Genomic DNA, 22,365 nt, shown 5'->3' with positions numbered 1-22,365 from the left:
GCTTTGGCTAACCCTCAAGGACGATCCACCATGTCAACACCCGTCATATCCTCCACCCTCCCCGAAGGCACGTTCACCACGGACCTTCGGGGTGTTCATTACGACTTCCTTAAAGATCGCATACCCAGTTGGTTCAACCAGGCGAGCAGCCAACGGCAGGCAGAATTCGCCAACCACGAACTGCATCAATTGCCCAGTTGGTACCGAGCGGCTTCGTCTGAAGCGAGGTCGGCATTAGCCGACAAACACAGCCTCTTTCGCGAGACGTTGAACACGGTTGAAAACAGCCTGGGGAGCATTGCCGATGTCCTGACGTTTGCCGAGAAGCCGCTAAAGGAGGCGATCAAGAAAACCTTCGACCTGGACCTGGATGTCAGGAACGTCTACTTCGCCCGAAAATACGGTTACCCGCGCGGTCGCACGGATTTGTACGGCTCGTTCTCGTTGGAGCAGCCGAGCGATCCGACGCTCAACTATCGGTACCGTGCAGTGTCTTTGCTGGAGGCTGCGCTGGCCAACTTCGAACCCGACGAAGAGCTGCCACCTTCCTGCGACGACTGCCAGATCATCACCACCTTCGACGGGTACGACGGCGAGATCATTCCGACGTTCGAGGCGATCAGCGAACAGGCACTGGCCATCGCCCCGCATGCCTTTGCCAAGCTCTGTCGTACGCTGGACCTGGGCTCGCTTTATCAGCAACACCTCAAGACGGTGCTTGAACCTCAGGTCGTGGTTGAGCGCGTGGCCCTGGATCGGCAACTGCAAGAGCACCACCGCCAGCGTCTGGCGGTGAGTGTCGAGATTGCTCATCTGCAGTTCGCCAAGAGCGACCGTCGGGTTGAGTCGGGTATCAGTGACGATGCCTACCGGATGCTCAAGCAAGTGCTTGCCGACCAGCCAGGCGTCACCCTGGACGGGCGGCCAGTGACGTTCGCTGCATTGAAAGCCTTTGGGAGCCTGTTGGTCGGGCCGCTGCTGATAGGCCCGGACCGCCAGGGCAGTGACAGGGTCGAGCGGCTGGTGGTGTATATCCCGAACGACCCCCAGCAACCGCTCAAGGAATATGCGTCGAGCGCTGACTTCATGGCAGACCTCAGGACTCGCTTGCACAGTGCATCCTATCGGCGCTTTTTCAGTCGGTTTGTGCCGCAGCGTGAGCAGGGTGTGTTCTTCAAGCAGTTCAACCGGTTGTTCCAGCCCACTGACGGCACCCCCGCGAGCGCCGATTACCCGCTCAAGCCCGAGCCGGGCAGAGTGCTGCTGCGCGAGGAACCCATTACCGGCAACCTGTGGGAGCATTTATCCAAGGCGTTTTCCCGCAAGGTCTACAGCGATGCCCGCGCCGTTGCCGTGCCTACCGGTGACGAGGATCTCAAGGCGCGAAATGAACGGTTAGAGAGCTACCTCGACGCGGTCGTCAGCGTCCTCAACCTGGCCGCGTTTGTGGTACCGGGGTTGGGGCCGATTATGTTGGCGGTCGGCGCGGCGCAGATGTGTTACGAAACCTTCGAGGGGATCGAGGCCTACGAGCAGGGCGATATCAAGGGGATGTGGGCACACGTCTCCTCCGTGGCACTCAATGTGGCGTTCTTTGCCGCGGGTGCCAAGGTATTACCCAGGATCAAATCGGTGAACATGCTTGACTCCCTTAAACCGGTCACGATGCCGTCGGGCGAACGAATGCTGTGGAAGGCTGACCTGGGCCCCTATGAGTCCGCGATCACACTGGATCCCGCCTCCAAGCCCGATGGGCTGGGCCTGCACCGGCACAAGGGGCAGGCGCTGCTCGCGTTGGAGGGCAAGCATTACGAGGTCAGGCAGGACGCGGCTACCGGACAGTACCGCATTCGGCATCCGAGCCGCCGGGGGGCCTATGAACCGAAACTGGAGCACAACCACCAGGGCGCCTGGAGCCATGAAGTCGAGGAGCCGCTGACGTGGGACGAGCCGACGCTGTTGAGGCGCCTGGGGCTTGTCGAGTTGTCGGATCAAGTGCGTATCAGTGGGGTCGAGCCGCAGGTCCTGCGCGAAGCCGTCGTTGACCATGAGTTTCTTCCCCTGGTGCTGGACGAGACGATCAAGCGCTTCCAGATCCATCAACACCTCACCACGTTTGTCGAACAGATGAACAGCGTCGATCCCCTCGTTTACGCGAAGGCCGACCCGGCGTTGCAGCTCGATATCATGCAGCGGCGCGGCCTGCTCTCCGAAACTCCGCCCCTGCGGGTCCTGGACAATAACGCCAACATTCTCTGGGAAAGCGCTGGCGCGGCATCTACGCAGAGGCGCGTCGTGGCGCTCAGTCAGGGGAACATGGACAGGGGCGAACTGCTCAACGAAGTGCTGTACACCTTGCAAGGCGTTGACCCGGCGCTCCCTGACATCCCCGGCAGCCCCCAGGACTCGCTACAGACGCGGGCCGGGCTGTTGCGCACCATCATTGGCAGCACCGTCGGTGCCCAGAAGGGGCCGATGATGGACGAGCGCTACAGCGCCTTGACCCGCACGCCTGACCCGGATGTTCACCGCCTGCTGGCGGACTACCCCAAGCTGTCGACACCGATGGCCGCGCACATGCTTGAAAACCTGGAGGCTGGCGATTTGCAGCGCTTTCGCAACAGTGGTCGTCTGCCGCAGGCGTTGGCCGAGCAGATGCGCTGGTGTGAGCAGGAAACACGCGTGACCCGTGCGTATGAAGGGCTCCATCTGGACACGTTGGCGGACATCGACAGCCAACGCCTGGCCTTGCGCACGCTTGAAACCCTGCCAGGGTGGCGCCGTGGAACGCGGGTGGAACTGCGCCAATATTCGGCCCAAGGCTTGCTACTCGATGCCATCGGCGCTCCAGATGCTGCGCTCGGCAAGACACTGGTGTTGCACGAGAACGGGCTGTTTTCAGCGCAAGGGCCAGGGGACTTTTACACGGCGGCCTGGGAGGCAATGTCGCCGGCGGAGCGTCAATCCATGGGGGTGAGCGATGCCTCGCAGCTCAAGCAAGCCATTCAACACGCCCCCCTGCCGCGTGCTGCGCTGCGCACGGTCTTGCTAGAACATCCCGTGCGCAAGCCCGCCTATGATCCCTCCATGCGTTTGTTTGGCGGGGGGCCCGGTTTTCGACAACTGTTGGCCAGAACGGGCCAGGCGTTGCGTTCTTCCGAGGCGCGGGTGCGTAAGTTGTTTCCTTCTTTCAGTGATGCGCGCGTCAGCGAATTCATTCAGTCATTGGGGCCCGATGTATCGGGTAGGCTGGCTGCGCGTGAGGCCGAATTCGAAACCCTGGATCGGGCCTTGAAGGTGTGGGTCAAAGAGAACGCGCCGCAATCGACGCGGACCGAGTTTGATCGTGCCGGTGGTCTGGCCGGTCACACCGCCAATGAAATCAGGCGTTGCTGGCGTCGGGAGACGGGTGGGAAGTTAAGCCTGGTCAATGGAAAGGGGACGACGCTGCCGGCCTTGAGCGCAGACTTCGGCCATGTCGAAACGCTTGAACTCTCCGGTTTCAATGACGGCGGGAATGTGCAGGCCCTTCTCGAGAATTTCAGTGGGGTGAAAGCGTTGAGTCTGCGCAACTGCAAGCTGACCGAGATCCCCCGGGCCGTCGTCGACATGCCGGGCCTGAGGTCTTTGAGCCTGGAATCGAACCCCATCCGATTCACCCCGCAAAGCGCGGCAACGCTCGGCGCGCTCACGGCGCTGGATGAACTCAGCCTGATGGGCTGCCCGTTGGGGACACCCCTGGACTTCAGCACCCTGCCAAGGCTCAAGCGTTTGAACCTGAGTTCTACGCAAATGGAGCAGTGGCCAACAGGCTTGCAGCACCAAGCCTCGCTGGAAATCCTCGACCTGAGGAATAACCGGCTGCGAGAAGTCCCGCAGGCAAACCTGAATCCGCCACCTGAGCAGCTTGCAGCGATGGCTCGGATCAATCGCGTCACGCTGCTGGGCAATAACGCGTTTCCTGAAAACTACTGGCAACAATTTGACCGCTACTGGAAACACCTGGGCGAAACCCAGCCTGATCTGCTTCCTGGCGGGCTTGATGGGGCGTTTGACAGCGGCAACCCCAAGGTGGGCGTTGTGCGCAAAATGTACCCCAGCTATAGCGTGCAAAAGGCCAGGGAATTTATCTGGAACCTGGGTGGCGGGGCAGAAGCGGAGTTAGCCCGGCTCGAGCAGGCGTTTGACCTACTCCAGGCTCAGCTGGAGGCCTGGACATTCTCGGGCGGCGGCGCCTATCAGCGCTATGTCCGGCCGGGCGAGCGTGGCGTCAATACGGCGGCGCGCAGGGCTCGGAATGAGGCTCAGCAACGTATCTTGAGCTGCTGGAGACGAGAAACCCCACAGAAGCTGGCCAACGACGGCACGCCGATCGGCCTGGAGCTGGACCTCAGTGACCTGCCCCTGCCGAGCTTGCCGGATCTGGACACGGACTTCAGCCACGTTGGCTCACTCAAATTGAGCAACATGGGCCTGACCACTTCCCCGGAAGGTTTTCTCTCGCGCTACCGTGGTGTGCGCTGGCTGGACCTGTCGGGTAACCAACTTCGCGAATTACCGCCGGCCTTGGGTGAGATGCATGGGTTGACCCGTTTGTTTTTACAGAACAACAGGATTCGCTTGAGCCCGGAGACAGCCAGGATATTGTCCGAGCGCGTGTCACTCAGGGCCTTGATCATCAGTGGCAATGATCTGCGTCTCTCGCCCGATTTCAGCCAAATAACCGATATGCGCTCGCTGAGCATGGCGCGCGCAGGCCTCGAAACGTGGCCTGCCGGTTTGGCCGAGCAACCCTTGTTGGACGGCATAGACCTGTCGGGAAATCAGCTGACGACAATCCCCGCGTCAGTCATCTCGCCGTCGGACGAGCGTCTGGCGCAGACGGCTCGGGTCAATAACGTGACGATTGCCAGCGACAATCCGTGGTCCGATGCCACGTTGCAACAGGTGAGCGCGTACGCGCAGCGGCTTGAGCGAGCAGGGCTGGCAGCGCCCGAGAACCCTAACCGCCTGGTTACCTCGGTTGCTCTGCGTTCGAACCGTGGGGTTACGCCCGTGTCGAGTGACGCCCCTTTCCAGCGCTGGACGGCGGGGTTGTCTCAAGAACAGGTGGCCGCCCGAAAAGCCCAGTGGAACGAACTGCGTGGCAAGGCGGGGGCCGATGGTTTCTTTGAGGTGCTTCGCGACCTGGAGCTGGCAGGCGCCGGGCATGAGGATCTGCAACGCCGGGTTTGGGAGGTGATCGACACCATCACTGCAAACTCGGTCGACGCCGAAAGCCTGCGCGAGCAGATGTTCGAGTGGGCGGGTCGACCGGCTTGTTGTGATCGGGCCGCGTTGTCCTTCAGTAATCTGGAGGTCATGGCCATGGTCCATCGGGCCAGGCTCCAGGCCATGGACTCGACGCAGGGCGTGACTCTGTCGACGTTGTCCCGGGGGCTGTTTCGTCTGGACCAGGTGGAGAAGGCCGCCTTGATCGATATCGACCAGCGCCGGACCGCCATTAACAGCAACCCGGCTCTGACGGCGGCGCAAAAAACTCGTCAGTTGGAGCTGTTGGAAGAGGTCGAAATCAGGCTCGCCTATCGCTATGGCCTCAAGGACCGGTTGCAATTGCCGGGGCAGCCCCAGCAGGCCAGGTTTACGGCCCTGGGGAAGGTGACCCCGGCGATGCTGGATGCGGCCTACGAAAAAATCGTCGCGCTGGATCATTCGCCTGAAGCGTTTCAAGCGCTGCTGTCCAGAACGTTCTGGCAGGACTACGTCACGAACAAATACCGGCCGCAGTTCGAGGCGCAAAGCAAACCCTATCAAGAGAAACTGGCCGTTCTGTTCGAGAGGTTTTCCGACGGTCGCTTGGAGCACCACGCGTATGAGCGCCAGGCCAGCGATTTGCAGGCTCGGTTGACGATTGATGATGCTGCGTTGATTGATCGGCTGAGCCGTCAGGAGATCGCTGAGCACCTGATTTCTCAGGCGCCCCTTCAAGCGCTGACTGAACCGGTGGCTGGCGGCGTGGCTGCGCTGCGCCTGTCGGAGGCGAAAGCCATTGAGTTCGATGGCAGGCCGTATTTTATTGCGAGCATGCCGGATGCGGGGGATGGGCAGTACTACCTGTTGAGGGTGCAGAGCGAGCGTAATCCCTACGAATTGGTCAGCAGCGGGATTGTGGCCAAACCGGATGTCGCGGGGATCTGGAAGCGCAGAGGCCAGGCCGGTGGGAGGGTGGAGGGCGCGTCTGACGATGAGTACGAATCGGCCTCGGAGTCGATGCCGGTGACGCCGTACAGCGCTCGAGAGCTCAGCGACATGCGGCGTGAAGTGCACTTCGCTACCGTGCAGAACACACTGGGCAGCTATAACCGCGTGAACAATGGCAAATACCCGCTCAGGGATCTACAAGGCCGCCCCATCCGCATTCGAAGCCTGGAGAAACAGGTCCGAATGCCTTCGGGTCACACCTACACCTCGACGCCAATCAAACCGTATATCAAGTTCGAAGGGTATGAAAACGTAGCGGCGCTTTATGACGAGAAACTGCAATGGCGAACGTTCACCGTTGACGATGTGAGCATTCCTGGAGAGCGCGCGCTGATAGGGCAGTCCATGGTGACGGCAAATCGGCGTATTGCCAAAGGCGAGATCGTGGGGCTGTACGGCGGGGTGATTTTGCCTCGCAGTTTGTCTGTAGCCTCGGAAGGCACCTATGGCATGGTCGTCGGCGCGACACACGTAGTGGAAGCCGGCACCTCTCATACCGTACCGCTCTTTATCGAGGGCGATTCGATCATTTCCAGAATCAACACCCACTTCGAATATGACGCCAGTGGCAAACCGATCCGTCAGGCGGCAGGGGGTTACAACGTCGAGTCCGTGCCTTTTACGGTCGAAGCCGAGCACGCGACCAGTCGTCCCGGCGTCAGAGCCAACTACGTATTGAATGCCGTGTTTGCGACTGAAGACATTCCGGCGGGTGTCGAGCTGCGACTGAACTACGAGTATACGGAGGAGATGATCAAGGCCAAGTTTGCGTGACGTCACCCAGCTGGGGCTCAACCCTGAACATGACGGCTTGTGTTCAGGGTTGAGGGGCCATCGTTAAAACAGGAAATACCGCTGCGCCATGGGCAGGACATCCGCAGGTTCACACCACAGCAACACGCCGTCGGCCTTGACCTGATAGGTCTGTGGGTCCACTTCGATGTCCGGTAGGTAATCGTTGTGGATCAGGTCGGTCTTCTGCACGTTGCGGCAGCCCTTGACCACGGCGATCTGTTTTTTCAAGCCCAGGGTTTCCGGCAACCCGGCCTCCAGTGCCGCCTGGCTGATAAACGTCAGGCTGGTGGCATGCAGCGAGCTGCCGAAGCTGGCGAACATCGGGCGGTAGTGCACCGGCTGCGGGGTGGGGATCGACGCGTTGGCATCACCCATCAGGCTGGAGGCGATCGCGCCGCCCTTGAGGATCAGGGTCGGCTTGATGCCGAAGAACGCCGGGCGCCACAGCACCAGGTCAGCCCACTTGCCCACTTCGATGGAACCGACGATATGGCTGATGCCATGGGTGATCGCCGGGTTGATGGTGTACTTGGCGATGTAGCGCTTGGCGCGGAAGTTGTCGTTGCCGGGGCCGTCGCCGGGCAGCGCGCCACGTTGTTTCTTCATCTTGTCGGCGGTCTGCCAGGTGCGCGTGATCACTTCGCCGACACGGCCCATGGCCTGGCTGTCGGAACTGATCATCGAGAACGCGCCGAGGTCATGCAGGATGTCTTCGGCGGCGATGGTCTCGCGGCGGATGCGGCTTTCGGCGAAGGCCACGTCTTCGGCGATGCTCGGGTCGAGGTGATGGCAGACCATCAACATGTCCAGGTGCTCGTCGATGGTATTGCGCGTGAACGGCCGCGTCGGGTTGGTCGAGCTGGGCAGCACGTTGGGGAAGCCACAGGCCTTGATGATGTCTGGCGCATGACCGCCGCCGGCGCCTTCGGTGTGGTAGGTGTGGATGGTGCGGCCCTTGAGCGCGGCGAGGGTGGTTTCGACAAAGCCGGACTCGTTGAGGGTGTCGCTGTGGATCGCCACCTGCACATCGTATTGGTCGGCGACGCTCAGGCAGTTGTCGATACTCGCGGGCGTGGTGCCCCAGTCTTCATGCAGCTTCAAGCCGATGGCGCCGGCCTTGACCTGCTCGATCAACGGCTCCGGCAGGCTGGCGTTACCCTTGCCGGTGAAGCCGATGTTCATCGGGAACGAGTCGCTGGCTTGGAGCATGCGCGCCAGGTGCCAAGGCCCAGACGTGCAGGTGGTGGCGTTGGTGCCGGTCGCCGGGCCGGTGCCGCCGCCGATCATGGTGGTGACGCCACTGGTCAATGCTTCTTCGATCTGCTGCGGGCAGATGAAATGCACATGGGAGTCGATGCCGCCGGCGGTGAGGATCATGCCTTCGCCGGCAATCACTTCGGTGCTGGCGCCGATGGCCATGGTCACGCCGGGTTGGATATCCGGGTTGCCGGCTTTGCCAATGGCATGAATACGGCCGTTCTTGAGGCCGACGTCGGCCTTGACGATGCCCCAATGATCGATGATCAGCGCGTTGGTGATCAGGGTGTCGACCACCTCGTGAGCGAGCAACTGGCTCTGGCCCTGGCCGTCGCGAATCACCTTGCCGCCGCCGAATTTCACTTCTTCGCCATAGACGGTGAAGTCCTGTTCCACTTCGACGAACAGCTCGGTGTCGGCCAGGCGGACCTTGTCACCGACGGTGGGGCCGTACATGTCGGCGTAGGCTTGGCGACTGATTTTCATGTGTGTGCCCTGAAGATGTGTGTTGAATGTGAAATCGCTATCGGGGGCAAGCCCCCTCCCACCTTTGATTTGTGAACCCATTCAAATGTGGGAGGGGGCTTGCCCCCGATGAGGCCCTAAAGGTCGCCCATGATCCGTCCGGCAAACCCGAACACCCGCCGCCCGCCGCTCAAATCAACCAGCTCGACCTCGCGACTCTGCCCCGGCTCGAACCGCACCGCCGTGCCCGCCGGAATATTCAGGCGCATGCCGCGGCTCAATGGGCGGTCAAACGTCAGCGCGTCATTGGTCTCGAAAAAATGGTAGTGCGAGCCCACCTGGATCGGCCGGTCGCCGCTGTTGGCCACGTTGAGGGTGACGGTGCGGCGGCCGACGTTGAGTTCGATGTCGCCAGGCTGGATCTGATATTCACCAGGAATCATGCAGGTTGCCCCAGGGTCTTGAAGTAGATGGCGGTCGGGCTGTAGCGCCCGTCCGGGCTTTGGCAGTAGTCGGGCAGTTCACCCAGCTTGGTGTAGCGCAGCGACTGGTAGAAAGCTTCGGCCGGCGAGCCGGCCTCGGTGTCCAGGTACAGCAGGCCGCGTTTGTGCTGGCGCGCGGCGAGTTCCAGGGTGTTCATCAACTGTTGGCCCAGGCCATGACGGCGTGCGCTGCTGTGCACCAGCAGCTTTTGCACCTCGGCGCGGTTCAGGCCGTTGGCTTTCTGGCACAGCGCCAGTTGCACGCTGGCGATCACCTGTTCATCGCGCACCACCACCCATAGCAACAGGCTGGCGTCTTCGATACTTGCCTGCACAGCGTTCAAATAGCTGCGGGCCTGGGCCTCGTCGAAGTCGGCCATGAAGCCGACCGAAGCGCCGTGCTTGACCGCGTCCAGCAACAGCTCAATCAAGCCCAGGCGGTAGTGGGCAAAACTTTCAGCATTGACTCGACGTAATTGCGCGGCGCTCATCGATCTCACTCCTTGGGCGGTTCTGCGCCCGGGTTCAAGGTCAGTTGCATAAAGGTCAGGTCGAGCCAGCGGCCGAACTTGATGCCCACTTGCGGCATCTGCCCGGTGGTCGTGAAGCCCAGGCGCTCATGCAGGCGGATCGAAGCCTGGTTGCCGCTTTCAATGGCGGCAACCATCACGTGCTTGCCGCAGGTGCCGGCGCGTTCGATCAAGGCTTGCATCAGGCGTGGGCCGAGGCCCTTGCCGCGCTGGTCGCTACGGACGTACACCGAGTGTTCGACGGTGTAGCGATAGCCTTCGAAGGGGCGCCAGTCGCCAAATGAGGCATAGCCAACCACTTCATCGTGTTCCACCGCGACCAGGATCGGGTAGCGCTGGGCCTGGCGCGCGCTGAACCAGGCCAGGCGGTTCGCCAGGTCCACCTGTTGCTCGTTCCAGATCGCCGTGGTGTTGAGTACCGCGTCATTGTAGATGTCGCGGATTGCCGGCAGGTCGTGCTCGGTTGCGTCACGAATCATGGCCGGGCCTCAGGCAATGGGCTGGTGGACGGTGACCAGCTTGGTCCCGTCGGGGAAGGTGGCTTCTACCTGGATATCCGGGATCATTTCCGGGATGCCTTCCATCACCTGTTCGCGGGTGAGCAAGGTGGTGCCGAAGTGCATCAGGTCGGCCACGGTGCGGCCATCGCGGGCGCCTTCCATCAAGGCAGCGGAGATATAGGCGATGGTTTCCGGGTAGTTGAGTTTCACCCCGCGCGCCAGGCGCCGTTCGGCGACTAAGCCTGCGGTGAAAATCAGCAGTTTGTCTTTTTCCCGTGGGGTCAGGTCCATGGTTCAAGGTCCTTCAAAGAATGCATTCTTAAATACAACAGAGATCAAGTGTGGGAGGGAGCTTGCTCCCGATAGCAGTGGGTCAGGCAATACGTGTGCTGACTGATCCGCCGGCATCGGGAGCAAGCTCCCTCCCACATTTGATCTTCATGTGCTCCAGATTCGGGGTGCCACCGCCTCTCGCCCAAACAGGGCGGGGCGTAACAATTTCCATAAATCGATCAACCACTGCCGCGCCAGCAATGCTTCACTGGCCAGGCAGCGGGCGACCAGCAGGCCGGGCAGTTGGGTCAGGTCGCCGCGCACCGCGTGGGGCAGTGAACGGCATTGTTCAAGCAATTCGCCAGGGATTTCGCCAGTCACCAGCAACGTCGCAAACACCGGCTGCCCATCCAGCCCGATGGGCGAGTCCAGCAAACCATCGGCGCCCACAATGCGCTGGCGTTCATGCCAGAGCAACTGGCCGTCGCGGCGGATATCCAGGTGCGATTGGAAGTGGCCCAGGTCGAAACGCTCACCACTGGCCGGGCGGCCGAGGGCGACCACGTCCCAGTAGAACAGGCGGGCATCGCCTTGCAGCTCGATACGCGTGGTGAGCTCGGCCTGGGCGGCGCTGAATACGATGGTTTCCTGGGGCAGCCATTCCAACGTGGCGCCGGCTTCTACGGTGAGATCGAGTTGCTGAAACGCCGGGCCGCTCGCGCGATACCACTTGGCAGCGCCGGGGCTGGTCAATTGCGCCCAGGCGCCCGCGCCGACGTGGGCGCTGATATCCAGGCGATCGCCGCCGGCAATCCCGCCGGGCGGGTGCACGATGATGTGCTGGCACACTTCGGGGCCTTCGGCGTACAGGTGCTTTTGCACCCGCAGCGGGCCGTGGTGGCGACGCATCACCGGGCGCGTGGTATCGCCGAAACGCGCGTAGCCGAGTTCCAGCGCGGCATGCCAGCTGGGGGTGAACAGGGCGGGGGAAACGGGCAGGTTCATGGCTCAGGCTTATTGTCAGGACGCTACAGATTAGATGGTTACGAGACCGCGTACACCTTCACTTTCCATATTTTCACCGCGGCCTTGCTGCACGATTTCGCCACGGGACATCACCAGGTACTGGTCGGCCAACTCGGCGGCGAAGTCGTAGAACTGCTCCACCAGCAGGATCGCCATATCGCCCCGCGCGGCAAGCTTCTTGATCACCGCGCCGATTTCCTTGATCACTGACGGCTGTATGCCTTCGGTGGGCTCATCGAGGATCAACAGGCGCGGGCGACTGGCCAGGGCGCGGCCAATGGCCAACTGTTGCTGCTGGCCGCCGGACAAGTCACCGCCACGCCGATGCTTCATTTGCAGCAACACCGGGAACAGTTCGTAGATAAACGCCGGCACTTCCTTGGCCTCGGAGCCAGGAAAACGCGACAGCCCCATCAACAGGTTTTCTTCCACGGTCAGCCGCCCGAAAATCTCCCGGCCCTGGGGCACATAGGCGATCCCGGCGTGTACACGCTGGTGCGGCTTGAAGCCGGTGATGGCCTGGCCTTCCCAATTCACCGCGCCCTCTTTGGCCGGCAGCAAACCCATCAGGCACTTGAGCAGGGTGGTCTTGCCCACGCCGTTACGCCCGAGCAGGCAGGTGACTTCGCCGACCTTCACGTCGAAAGACAGCCCTCGCAGGATGTGGCTACCGCCGTAGTACTGGTGCAGCTTGTCGACTTGCAACATTCTCAAAACCTCCTCAATTCCCTGTAGGAGCGAGCTTGCTCGCGAAAAACCTGAGGGCGCCGCGTGCATTCAGGCTGCCCGCGTTATCGTTAACGATTTTCGCGAGCAAGCTCGCTCCTACAGAAAAGCGAACTCAGCGCCCGAGGTACACCTCGATCACGCGCTCGTTTTCCTGCACCTGCTCCAACGAGCCTTCGGCCAGTACGCTGCCCTGGTGCAGCACCGTCACATGGTCGGCGATCGAACCGACAAAGCCCATGTCGTGCTCCACCACCATCAGCGAGTGCTTGCCCGCCAGGCGCTTGAACAGTTCGGCGGTGAATTCGGTTTCCGCGTCGGTCATGCCGGCCACCGGTTCATCCAGCAGTAGCAGTTGCGGGTCTTGCATCAGCAGCATGCCGATTTCCAGGAACTGCTTCTGGCCGTGGGACAGCAACCCCGCCGGGCGCTGCACCGAGGCGGTGAGGCGGATGGTGTCGAGCACTTCGTCGATGCGGTCTTTCTGCTCTCCACTCAGGCGCGCACGGAGGCTGGCCCATACGGATTTATCGGTCTTCTGTGCCAGTTCCAGGTTCTCGAACACGCTCAAGGCTTCGAACACCGTGGGCTTCTGGAACTTGCGGCCGATACCGGCCTGGGCGATCTGCACTTCGCTCATGCTGGTCAGGTCGAGGGTTTCGCCAAACCAGGCCTTGCCGTGGCTGGGCCGGGTCTTGCCGGTGATCACGTCCATCAGCGTGGTCTTGCCTGCGCCGTTGGGGCCGATGATGCAGCGCAATTCACCGACACCGATGTACAGGTTGAGGTCGTTGAGCGCCTTGAAACCGTCGAAGCTGACGCTGATATCTTCCAGGGTCAGGATCGTGCCGTGGCGCGTGTCGAGGCCCGTCCCGGCCGCCTGGCCGATACCGATCGCATCGCGACCGCTGCCGGCATCAAGGATAGGTTCGAGCATAAATTCCGCCGTCGCAGTGATTCTCATGGTTCACCCCGTTTCTTCAGCAGGCCGATCACGCCCTTGGGCAAATACAAGGTGACGATGATGAACAGCGCCCCGAGGAAGAACAGCCAGTATTCCGGGAACGCCACGGTGAACCAGCTCTTCATGCCGTTGACCACGCCAGCGCCGAGCAGCGGCCCGATCAAGGTGCCGCGTCCGCCCAGGGCCACCCATACCGCAGCTTCGATGGAGTTGGTCGGCGACATTTCGCTGGGGTTGATAATGCCCACCTGCGGCACATACAACGCGCCCGCCAGGCCGCACAGCACCGCGCTCAGCACCCACACGAACAGCTTGAAGCCGCGTGGGTCGTAGCCGCAGAACATCAGGCGGTTTTCCGCATCGCGCAATGCCGTCAGCACCCGGCCGAACTTGCTTTGCGCCAGGCGCCAGCCGATGTACAGGCTGGCCACCAGCAACAGCACCGTGGCCACGAACAACACCGCGCGCGTGCCCGGTTCGGTAATGCCAAAGCCGAGGATGCTGCGAAAGTTGGTGAAGCCGTTATTGCCGCCGAACCCGGTCTCGTTGCGAAAGAACAACAGCATCCCGGCGAAGGTCAGGGCCTGGGTCATGATCGAGAAGTACACGCCCTTGATCCGCGAGCGGAAGGCGAAGAAGCCGAACACCAATGCCAGCAAGCCCGGTGCGAGCACCACCAGGCACAGCGCCCAGAGGAAGTGCTCGGTGCCGACCCAATACCAGGGCAATTCGGTCCAGGATAAAAACGTCATGAACGCCGGCAGCCCGTCACCGGAGGCCTGGCGCATCAAGTACATGCCCATGGCGTAGCCACCGAGGGCGAAGAACAACCCGTGGCCGAGGGACAGCATGCCGGCGTAGCCCCACACCAGGTCGAGCGCAAGGGCCACGATGGCGTAGCAGAGGATCTTCCCCACCAGCGTCAGCGTGTAGGCCGATACATGCAGCGGGTTTTCCGGCGCCAGCAGCGAACACAACGGCAGGGCCAGCAGCAGGGCCAGGATCACGGCGCCGACGGCAATCGTCACTTTGGGGCCGGCCTTTTGCGTGGCGGTGAGCATCAATGGCTGGTTCATCAGTCGATCACCCGTCCTTTCAGTGCGAAGAGTCCTTGCGGGCGTTTCTGGATAAACAGAATGATCAGCGCGAGGATCAGGATCTTGCCGAGTACGGCGCCGATTTGTGGTTCCAGGATCTTGTTGGCGATGCCCAGCCCGAACGCCGCCATGACGCTGCCGGCCAACTGGCCGACCCCGCCGAGCACCACCACCAGGAACGAGTCGATGATGTAGCTCTGGCCCAGGTCCGGGCCGACGTTGCCGATCTGGCTCAGCGCCACACCGCCCAACCCGGCGATGCCGGAGCCGAGGCCAAAGGCGAGCATGTCCACGCGCCCGGTGGGCACGCCGCAGCAGGCGGCCATGTTGCGGTTCTGGGTCACGGCACGCACATTCAGGCCCAGGCGCGTCTTGTTCAGCAGCAGCCAGGTGAGCACCACAACAAACAGTGCGAAGGCGATGATCACGATGCGGTTGTACGGCAACACCAGGTTGGGCAGCACCTGGATGCCACCGGACAGCCAGGCGGGGTTGGCCACTTCAACGTTCTGCGCACCGAACACCAGGCGCACCAGTTGGATCAGCATCAGGCTGATGCCCCAGGTGGCGAGCAGGGTTTCCAGCGGGCGCCCATACAGGTGACGAATCACCGTGCGTTCCAGGGCCATGCCGATGGCGGCGGTGACGAAGAACGCCACCGGCAGCGCGATCAGCGGGTAGAACTCGATGGCCTGGGGCACATAGCGCTGCATCAGCAACTGCACCACGTAGGTGGAGTAGGCACCGAGCATCAGCATTTCGCCGTGGGCCATGTTGATCACGCCCAGCAGGCCGAAGGTGATCGCCAGGCCCAGGGCCGCCAGCAGCAGGATCGACCCCAGGGACATGCCGCTGAAGGCCTGGCCGAGGATTTCACCCAGCATCAGTTTGCGTTTGACCTGCGCCAGGCTGGTCTCGGCGGCGGTGTGCACGCTGGCGTCGGCTTCCACGCCGGGGGCGAGCAGGGCTTCGAGGCGGGTGCGGGCCAGCGGGTCGCCGGTGCTGCCGAGCAAGCGCACGGCGGCCAGGCGTACCACTGGGTCGGTGTCCACCAGTTGCAGGTTGGCCAGTGCCAGGCTGAGGGCGGTGTGCACGTCCTCATTGGTTTCGGCGGCGACCTGCTGGTCGAGGAATTTCAGTTGCGCCGGTTGCGCGGTTTTTTGCAGGGTTCGCGCAGCGGCCAGACGTACCTTGGGGTCGGCGGCGAGCAGTTGCTGGCTGGCCTGTACGTTGTCGATCAGGCCGCGCAGGCGGTTGTTCAGGCGTACGGTCTTGGTTTCACCGTTGAGCGTGAGCTGGCCTTGTTGCAGCGCGTCCACCAACTCGATGCGCGCCGGGTCGGGCTGGGCGGCCCAGTCCTGGAGCAGCTTGGCTTGTTGCGCGGGGTTGGCGGCGAGGAAGTCTTCGGCGTCGCTTGCATGTGCCGCCAAAGGCAGCAACAGCAGCAATGCCAGGAAATAGCGATTGAGGGCAGCGGGCATAAACAAATGTCCTAGTCATGCGCGGACAGTGCGGGAGGGGGCTTGCCCCCGATAGCAGTGGGTCAGTGACAAGTGCATTGCCTGAAACGCCGCTATCAGGGGCAAGCCCCCTCCCACAGTTGACCTGTGGTGGGGCTTAGTTGCTCTTCACCGCATAGTCCGGCTTCTTGTCATTGCCAGGGATGTACGGGCTCCACGGCTGCGCCCGGATCGGCTCCTGGGTCTGCCACACCACGGAGAACTGACCGTCGGCCTGGATCTCGCCGATCATCACCGGCTTGTGCAGGTGGTGGTTGGTCTTGTCCATGGTCAGGGTAAAGCCCGACGGTGCCGCGAAGGTCTGGCCGGCCAGGGCTTCACGCACTTTGTCGACGTCGGTGGACTTGGCTTTCTCGGCGGCCTGGGCCCACATATGGATGCCCACGTAGGTGGCTTCCATCGGGTCGTTGGTCACGGCTTTGTCCGCGCCCGGCAGGTTGTGTTTCTTGGCGTAGGCTTTCCAGTCGGCGACGAATTTCTGGTTGACCGGGTTCTCTACCGACTGGAAGTAGTTCCAGGCCGCGAGGTTGCCCACCAACGGTTTGGTATCGATGCCGCGCAGTTCCTCTTCACCTACCGAGAACGCCACCACCGGTACGTCGGTGGCCTTCAGGCCCTGGTTGGCCAGCTCTTTGTAGAACGGCACGTTGGAGTCGCCATTCACGGTGGAGATCACTGCCGTCTTGCCGCCAGCGGAGAACTTCTTGATGTTGGCGACAATGGTCTGGTAATCGGCGTGGCCGAACGGGGTGTAGACCTCTTCGATATCTTTATCCGCCACGCCCTTGGAATGCAGGAACGAACGCAGGATCTTGTTGGTGGTACGTGGGTACACGTAGTCGGTGCCCAGCAGGAAGAAGCGCTTGGCGCTGCCGCCTTCTTCGCTCATCAGGTACTCCACCGCCGGGATCGCCTGCTGGTTCGGCGCCGCACCGGTATAGAACACGTTAGGCGACATCTCTTCACCTTCGTATTGCACCGGGTAGAACAGCAAGCCGTTGAGCTCTTCGAACACCGGCAGCACCGATTTGCGCGACACCGAGGTCCAGCAGCCGAACACCACGGCGACCTTGTCCTGGGTCAGCAACTGCCGACCCTTTTCAGCGAACAACGGCCAGTTGGACGCCGGGTCCACCACCACGGGTTCGAGCATTTTGCCGTTCACACCGCCTTTGGCGTTGATCTCGTCGATCGTCATCAAGGCCATGTCTTTCAGCGAGGTTTCGGAGATCGCCATGGTCCCTGACAGCGAGTGCAGGATGCCGACCTTGATGGTTTCTGCGGCCTGTACGGTCCAGGTCAGACCCATGGCGGCAATGGATGCCGACAACGTTAACGCCTTGATCAAGCTGCGACGCTGCATGGTGCGATCTCCGAGAGTGAGTGATTATTTTTCTGGGGCGCACGAACCGCCCGCCAACGTGGCTGTTTCGGTGATTGCAAAGGCTGTGCCCGGTCAGCGCCCGGTATGAAAGCGGCCTCTTTACGGGGCATTTGCAAAGGCGGTTGTTCCAATGTGGGGCTGAAATGTCAGCGTGGGGCCTGAATCGGCACCGTTCTGGTGCTTTGCGCTGCGTCGTGTGTGAGGAGGGGCTAAGCCAGGTCTACACATGTAGTGCCTGGCGCCTGGCGGGGGTGTTCAAAATCGCTGGACGGGGTGCGACATCCGTCAAGCGCCCACATCCGTCTACCAGCCGTCAGGAGTACAGGAGTTGGACAACCCATTATTCAGAGATGTGCGTTCAGCGCAGGGCACCCATGTTGCCGTATTACCGCCGCTTAGCCCTCCTTTCATCACGGCGGACGACGCCGCCCGCTGGGCTCAGCAACACGTGGGCAGGAGTGTCGGCGACAAAGAGTTCGGGGGTGCGATTTTCAAGAAGGACAATCACTTTTTCGCCACGCGTCCCGTGGAGGGTGGGGAGGTCACGTTTGACCATCGCGAGATAATGGCCGTGGATGAGCGCGATCATTTCATCGCCCCGGCTGGCTACACCTGCGCGGCGTTGTACCACTCCCACCCTGCGCACGCCGACAAGATCAAACAGCATAACCCCACCTTTACCGACGATCAGGCCGCCGTCTTTACAAGCTTTTTTTCGCCGGCCGATATGGTGTTTATCATTGAGCATCGCCAGTCGGTACCGGCCCACTATTTGTGTGGGCCGACCGGCACGCTGTTGAAATACACCACCAGTGGCAGTGCCCTGGAAAAGACGCTGCTGCAAGGCTTGAAAGGTCAGGTGCCGCTGCCAGCCAGTGCGGATTTTGAGAGCTTTATCTGGCAGGTCGCCGAGGGCGGCGATCTTCGGGTGGTGGTGGCCGATGCCTTGTGGGGGCAAGTGCGTGGCCGGGTAAAGCGCGGTTGGAGAATCAAGTCGCCGGTCGGGCCGCTGGAGACGGTACAGGAACAACCGTTTTTTACCCGGATATTCAAGCGCCCCGAGTTGGCCGTGCTCGCCGCGTTGGAGAGCACCCCGGCGACCGTCACGGGGCGCACAGTGGGGTTTGTGCTCAAGCATGTCCAGAAGGACACCTACGTCGCCACTCGGCCGCAGGCGCCGGGCCCGGTGCTGTTCTCGCCGGCGAGCCTGTTCTCCAAGCGTCCCGACGGTAAACCCCGGTTACCCTCGCAGTTCCGGCTGGAGGCCATCTACTACCGGTCCTGGCCGCGGCCAAGTGATTTTCCGTCGAAAGAACCCTGGATGTACTCGGCGTTCTTTACGCCGGCGCAACTTGTTGCGGGCATTACCCAGGCCCGCAACACCGCCGATATCCAGGCCGACACCCGTGGCCTGGCGCTTTACATGGAGGCCAGCGACGGGGCCGTGCTGAAACTCCAGTTGCCCGGTGCCGTAGAGGCTGAAGAGTTAGTGGACGAAGGCCCCGGCGGGGTGTTCAGCGACAAGGGCGCCCAGGCCGAGATGATCGCCGGCACGCTGACCCCGCGTGGTTTTGTCCGGCGGGTGATCAATACGTGCAGCCTGTCGGTGGTCCGGCCCGGTGAACTCTGGCGACGCGTAGGGGAGGTGGACAATCGCTCGTCGTTACTCACGCCGTTTTATCAAGCGGTACTCAGCCCGACGTTTCTCTCGGCCACGGACGCTGCGGTGTATGCCCACGAGAAAGTGGGTGGGCGGCGGGACCGATCCTATGGTGGCTACATTCTCAAGGGCGAAGATGGCCGCTTCATTATCACTGAGCCGATGGAAAGCCAGGTCAACCCTTTTGCCTCGGCGCTGTTTTTCCCCGCGGGCGACCAGGGCCCGCTGGTTCCTCCTGAACCCTATGTGATTCATGGGCGCTATGGTTCCCACGTGGCGTTGTCCATGGTGCATCCCGACTGGATCGAGCAGCGCCGTTGGACGCGGGAAGAGGCCGAGATCAACCTGCAGGTGTTTTCCGCCGAAGAGCTCCATGGGGTGATCCAACAAGGTCGTCCGGCGTATCTATCGGCAAGCGAGACATGTCTCTTGGCGTATACGCCAAGCGGTTCGGCAAATGAAACCGTGCTGTTGAACGGTGTCGTGCCGGAGCCTGGTGGCAGCAGGGCTCAACAGCGCCTGGACAAAGGGCTGATCAAACCTGCGCAATGGGTTGGCCGGGTGGCCGAGACCGGAGGTTTACAGGTTATCCAGGGGAATGCGCTGTGGGGGCCGCGTTCTCCCGTGTATTCAGACTGGACACCGAACTTCACCTACGCAGACCGCGCAGGTCCGCCCGACTTCATCACCTATGGCGCGATTTTCTCCACGGCAGAGGAGGCCGCCCGGGACCTGCATGCCCGGGTTCATGGGCGCAACCGGGCCGCCGAGTCCTGTTACGCGTTCATTCTCAAACACACGCAAAACGAGCAGTACATCGCGACTCAGGTGATGGATGTGACGACGTCTATCAAGCTGTTTTCACGCCGTGCATTGTTTGCGACGACGGATAAGGGCTATGTATTCCCGCCAGGTTTTATGCCCCAGGCGCTGTTCCGCTCCCAACAATGGCAACCCACCGGGCTGACCACTTCGAAGGCCTGGTTGACGCGTTTTTTCGTATTGCCAGCGGTGCTGTATTCGTGCCTTTACGACGCGAAGCGCTTTGGCGAGCTGTACAACGCCGGGGACAACTTGCCTGTCTATTTCTCCACCGAGGAGGGCGCGTTGCTGCGCTATCGCCTGCCGGGGCCGTTCGCGATCGGCAGCGGCGGCGCGCTTGAAAAAGAACTGGAGGCCACTCAAGTGACGCTGGCCAGTGGTGCCAAGACCCCGTTGGACTTTGTCCGGGAATGGGCCAAGCGCGGTCAGTTGCACGTGGTACGCACCAGCCAGTGTTGGGACGAGCGGGGTGCGGTCAATGAGCATTGGCAAGGGTATGCAACGCTCATGCGACGACGCCTGAGCCCCGCATTTGCCGAACCGGACGATGCCGTGCGGCATGTGCGCACGTTGATTGGTGACAATCGTCAACGCGCCTATGGTGGTGTAGTGCTGCGCCTCGGCAATGGGCTGTTCGTCGCCACGGCGCCCTTGGCGATACCGCCTCAAGGTTTTGTGCTCAATTGGATCTTCCCTGACCAGGCGGTTTCGAAAGGCTTGTACCCCGAGGGGGCGACCGTTGTCGGGCGTTACCGCTCCACGCTTGCGCGTGAGGTGCCGATCCTATTGTCTGCGACCGAGAAGGCCATCTACACCAGCATGGTACCCACCAGCGTGCTGTCGAACCTGTTGCGGCGTGAAGTGCATGTCAAGCGTGAGTACCTGATCGGCTCCGATGGCGTCTTGTTGAGCTACAACCTGACGGACTCCCCCGAGGAACAGACGCTCAAAGCGGATCTGGCTGCGCTCGACCTGGTCAAGGGCGACGTTGGGGATAACCTCATCGAGCGGCGGATTCGCAGTGGCGAACTGCTGCCCACGCAGTTTGTGTCGCGGGTGGCGAAGGCGGGCGAGTTGAGGGTGGTTGAAGGGAGCCGGTACTGGGGACCGCCCAGGCGCTTGCTCGGCGAATTTTCCGCATTCGTTTATCAATGGCCAGGGCTCTTGATTCGGGGCTCCTTGGCTGACCCCGCGTTCAGCCCGGTGTTCACCCAGGCCGACGACGCCGTGAGTTCAGTGCTGCCACCGTCTGACGCGAGAGAATGGCTGACGTTTGGCTATCTGCTCAAGTCAACCCGGAAAGAGCACTACAGGGTCACGCTGCCGTTGCAACGGCAGGACTTCTCCCGGCTCGAGCAGGTGTTCCCCTACGCGCAGTTGCCTCAGGGCTATGCCATTGTGGGGTTGTATCTGTGTGCCTCCAGCGCAGCTATCGGCAAGGCTGGTGACCCCATGGGGCGCAGCTTTTTTTGGCCGCGCGACATTGCCGATGGGCTGAGTTTCGTCAAGAAAACCGCAGATGAAGGTTATTGGCCGTTGTATTTGCGCTGCGCTGACGATGCTTTGCTCAAGTTTCAATTTGATGGCCTCGACCGGTCGGTGATGTTTTCCAGTGAAACGACCAAGCTGCACAGTTACTTGCGGAGCGGGGCGCTGCAACTGGTCGACTATGTGCACAGCCTGGCGGTCAAGGGCACGCTGGATGTTGTGGAAACGAGCCCGGTCTGGAACGGCCGAGGTCGCATTGACACCACCTGGCAACCGGGTGCCGCCGCTGTGTATGTCTATGGTTTTCCAGCGCCTCTACTGGTGTGCGGACCGGTGTGTGCCCATCCTGATGACGCCGCACGGCACGCTCAGGGGTTGTCTGCCGGATTTGCCGGCAAGACGCTCCTGGGCGGTGTGCTCAAGGTCGCCGGCACCAACGATGTGTGCGCGGTGACGCCGATAGAGGAAGACCAAAGCACGGCATTGACGGTGCCGGCGCTGTTTGCAAGTGGCGGCGGCCTGGCGCTGGCGTCGGCCCATCGAGCCGGTTACTACCAGGTCGTGGCCGTGCAGTCGTTCTATAAGGCAATGGCGGTTTCAGCGGGTGCCGAGGTTTTCGAAAGCACTCTCAGGGCCAACTTCATCGCCGAGGCGGATTTGAAGGCGGTGCTGGACACTGTGCGGATGAACGAGCCGTCAGCCGAGGGATGCTATTTCATCAGCCGAGGCGGCGCATTGCTCAAGTACTTGCCGACCAACCCGGCGACAGAACACACACTGGCCGCCACGGGGCCCCAACGTTCTGCGACTCAATTGATCGGAACGCTGAGGGCAAACGGAAAGCTGTCGGTGCTGGAGACCGATGCTTTCTGGACGCGTCTGGGGGAGTTGGGGGATGAATGGCAAATCAAGGATGTAGGCGCCCAACCTGAGCCTGAAGACGTCCAGTACGGTCGAGACAGAGATGAACTTTGACCCCCGGTGACAAAGAGCCTGAAGGATGAAAAGAAATCCTTTGGCAACGCTGGAACAGGGCCATGACGGCGCCCCCGAGGGGCGGTGAAAGGGCCAGGATCAACGAACCGCCGCTGCCCAGGCCGTGTTGCCGGTGGCCT

Annotated in this window: 13 protein-coding genes and 1 pseudogene; 2 read left to right on the top strand and 12 right to left on the bottom strand. The window is 61.7% G+C overall.

Going from position 1 to position 22,365, the window contains the following annotated elements; all coding sequences use genetic code 11:
• The first annotated feature begins 30 nt into the window (after nt 1-30).
• Entirely contained in the window at nt 31-7,035 is a 7,005-nt protein-coding gene (locus ACODSV_RS25225) for an NEL-type E3 ubiquitin ligase domain-containing protein (protein ID WP_150095306.1), read from the top strand.
• Nucleotides 7,036-7,098: 63 nt separating this feature from the next.
• On the opposite strand, the gene ureC is transcribed toward ACODSV_RS25225, so the two are convergent.
• The 12 genes and pseudogenes from ureC to urtA form a co-directional block, all read right to left on the bottom strand.
• Nucleotides 7,099-8,799, bottom strand: coding sequence for an urease subunit alpha (gene ureC, locus ACODSV_RS25220; protein ID WP_150054412.1), 1,701 nt, complete (start codon nt 8,797-8,799; stop codon nt 7,099-7,101).
• Between the two features lie 116 nt (nt 8,800-8,915).
• On the bottom strand, nt 8,916-9,221 hold the full coding sequence (locus ACODSV_RS25215) for an urease subunit beta (protein WP_024073134.1): 306 nt from the start codon (nt 9,219-9,221) through the stop codon (nt 8,916-8,918).
• Nucleotides 9,218-9,751, bottom strand: coding sequence for a GNAT family N-acetyltransferase (locus ACODSV_RS25210; RefSeq protein ID WP_024073135.1), 534 nt, complete (start codon nt 9,749-9,751; stop codon nt 9,218-9,220). The genes ACODSV_RS25215 and ACODSV_RS25210 overlap by 4 nt, the downstream gene beginning before the upstream one ends.
• Nucleotides 9,752-9,756: 5 nt before the next feature.
• Entirely contained in the window at nt 9,757-10,269 is a 513-nt protein-coding gene (locus ACODSV_RS25205; protein ID WP_069075161.1) for a GNAT family N-acetyltransferase, read from the bottom strand.
• Nucleotides 10,270-10,278: 9 nt separating this feature from the next.
• The gene (locus tag ACODSV_RS25200) at nt 10,279-10,581 is read right to left on the bottom strand and encodes an urease subunit gamma (RefSeq protein ID WP_069075162.1); all 303 of its coding nucleotides are present in this window, start codon (nt 10,579-10,581) and stop codon (nt 10,279-10,281) included.
• Between the two features lie 147 nt (nt 10,582-10,728).
• A complete protein-coding gene (locus ACODSV_RS25195; RefSeq protein ID WP_150056188.1) occupies nt 10,729-11,568 on the bottom strand; it encodes an urease accessory protein UreD in 840 nt (279 codons plus the stop codon).
• Nucleotides 11,569-11,598: 30 nt separating this feature from the next.
• Nucleotides 11,599-12,297: an urea ABC transporter ATP-binding subunit UrtE gene (gene urtE / locus ACODSV_RS25190; RefSeq protein ID WP_454843096.1), complete on the bottom strand. Its 699-nt coding sequence runs from the start codon at nt 12,295-12,297 to the stop codon at nt 11,599-11,601.
• 22 nt (nt 12,298-12,319) lie between these two features.
• A pseudogene (locus ACODSV_RS25185) lies at nt 12,320-12,406 on the bottom strand (outer membrane lipoprotein carrier protein LolA); the annotation flags it as partial.
• A gap of 24 nt (nt 12,407-12,430) precedes the next feature.
• Nucleotides 12,431-13,279: an urea ABC transporter ATP-binding protein UrtD gene (gene urtD, locus ACODSV_RS25180; RefSeq protein WP_024073140.1), complete on the bottom strand. Its 849-nt coding sequence runs from the start codon at nt 13,277-13,279 to the stop codon at nt 12,431-12,433.
• A complete protein-coding gene (gene urtC, locus ACODSV_RS25175; protein ID WP_024073141.1) occupies nt 13,276-14,355 on the bottom strand; it encodes an urea ABC transporter permease subunit UrtC in 1,080 nt (359 codons plus the stop codon). The genes urtD and urtC overlap by 4 nt, the downstream gene beginning before the upstream one ends.
• Nucleotides 14,355-15,857, bottom strand: a complete 1,503-nt coding sequence (urtB, locus tag ACODSV_RS25170) for an urea ABC transporter permease subunit UrtB (protein ID WP_150056251.1) — start codon at nt 15,855-15,857, stop codon at nt 14,355-14,357. Before urtB ends, urtC begins: the two co-directional genes overlap by 1 nt.
• A 136-nt stretch (nt 15,858-15,993) precedes the next feature.
• Nucleotides 15,994-17,259, bottom strand: coding sequence for an urea ABC transporter substrate-binding protein (gene urtA, locus ACODSV_RS25165; RefSeq protein ID WP_150054715.1), 1,266 nt, complete (start codon nt 17,257-17,259; stop codon nt 15,994-15,996).
• A gap of 349 nt (nt 17,260-17,608) precedes the next feature.
• Here urtA and ACODSV_RS25160 point away from each other — a divergent pair, with 349 nt between their 5' ends.
• Nucleotides 17,609-22,225 (top strand): DUF4329 domain-containing protein, encoded by a 4,617-nt coding sequence (locus tag ACODSV_RS25160; protein ID WP_223817842.1) that lies wholly within the window; start codon nt 17,609-17,611, stop codon nt 22,223-22,225.
• Nucleotides 22,226-22,365: the final 140 nt, after the last annotated feature.

Source organism: Pseudomonas sp. FG86 (assembly GCF_057808775.1).
The sequence above is the reverse complement of the archived record's forward strand: the minus strand, read 5'-3'. Positions and strand labels throughout refer to the sequence as shown.

Coding starts and splice junctions, on each gene's coding strand:
- ACODSV_RS25225 (WP_150095306.1), top strand. CDS start 31: ATGTCAACACCCGTCATATCCTCCACCCTCCCCGAAGGCACGTTCACC.
- ureC (WP_150054412.1), bottom strand. CDS start 8,799: ATGAAAATCAGTCGCCAAGCCTACGCCGACATGTACGGCCCCACCGTC.
- ACODSV_RS25215 (WP_024073134.1), bottom strand. CDS start 9,221: ATGATTCCTGGTGAATATCAGATCCAGCCTGGCGACATCGAACTCAAC.
- ACODSV_RS25210 (WP_024073135.1), bottom strand. CDS start 9,751: ATGAGCGCCGCGCAATTACGTCGAGTCAATGCTGAAAGTTTTGCCCAC.
- ACODSV_RS25205 (WP_069075161.1), bottom strand. CDS start 10,269: ATGATTCGTGACGCAACCGAGCACGACCTGCCGGCAATCCGCGACATC.
- ACODSV_RS25200 (WP_069075162.1), bottom strand. CDS start 10,581: ATGGACCTGACCCCACGGGAAAAAGACAAACTGCTGATTTTCACCGCA.
- ACODSV_RS25195 (WP_150056188.1), bottom strand. CDS start 11,568: ATGAACCTGCCCGTTTCCCCCGCCCTGTTCACCCCCAGCTGGCATGCC.
- urtE (WP_454843096.1), bottom strand. CDS start 12,297: ATGTTGCAAGTCGACAAGCTGCACCAGTACTACGGCGGTAGCCACATC.
- urtD (WP_024073140.1), bottom strand. CDS start 13,279: ATGAGAATCACTGCGACGGCGGAATTTATGCTCGAACCTATCCTTGAT.
- urtC (WP_024073141.1), bottom strand. CDS start 14,355: ATGAACCAGCCATTGATGCTCACCGCCACGCAAAAGGCCGGCCCCAAA.
- urtB (WP_150056251.1), bottom strand. CDS start 15,857: ATGCCCGCTGCCCTCAATCGCTATTTCCTGGCATTGCTGCTGTTGCTG.
- urtA (WP_150054715.1), bottom strand. CDS start 17,259: ATGCAGCGTCGCAGCTTGATCAAGGCGTTAACGTTGTCGGCATCCATT.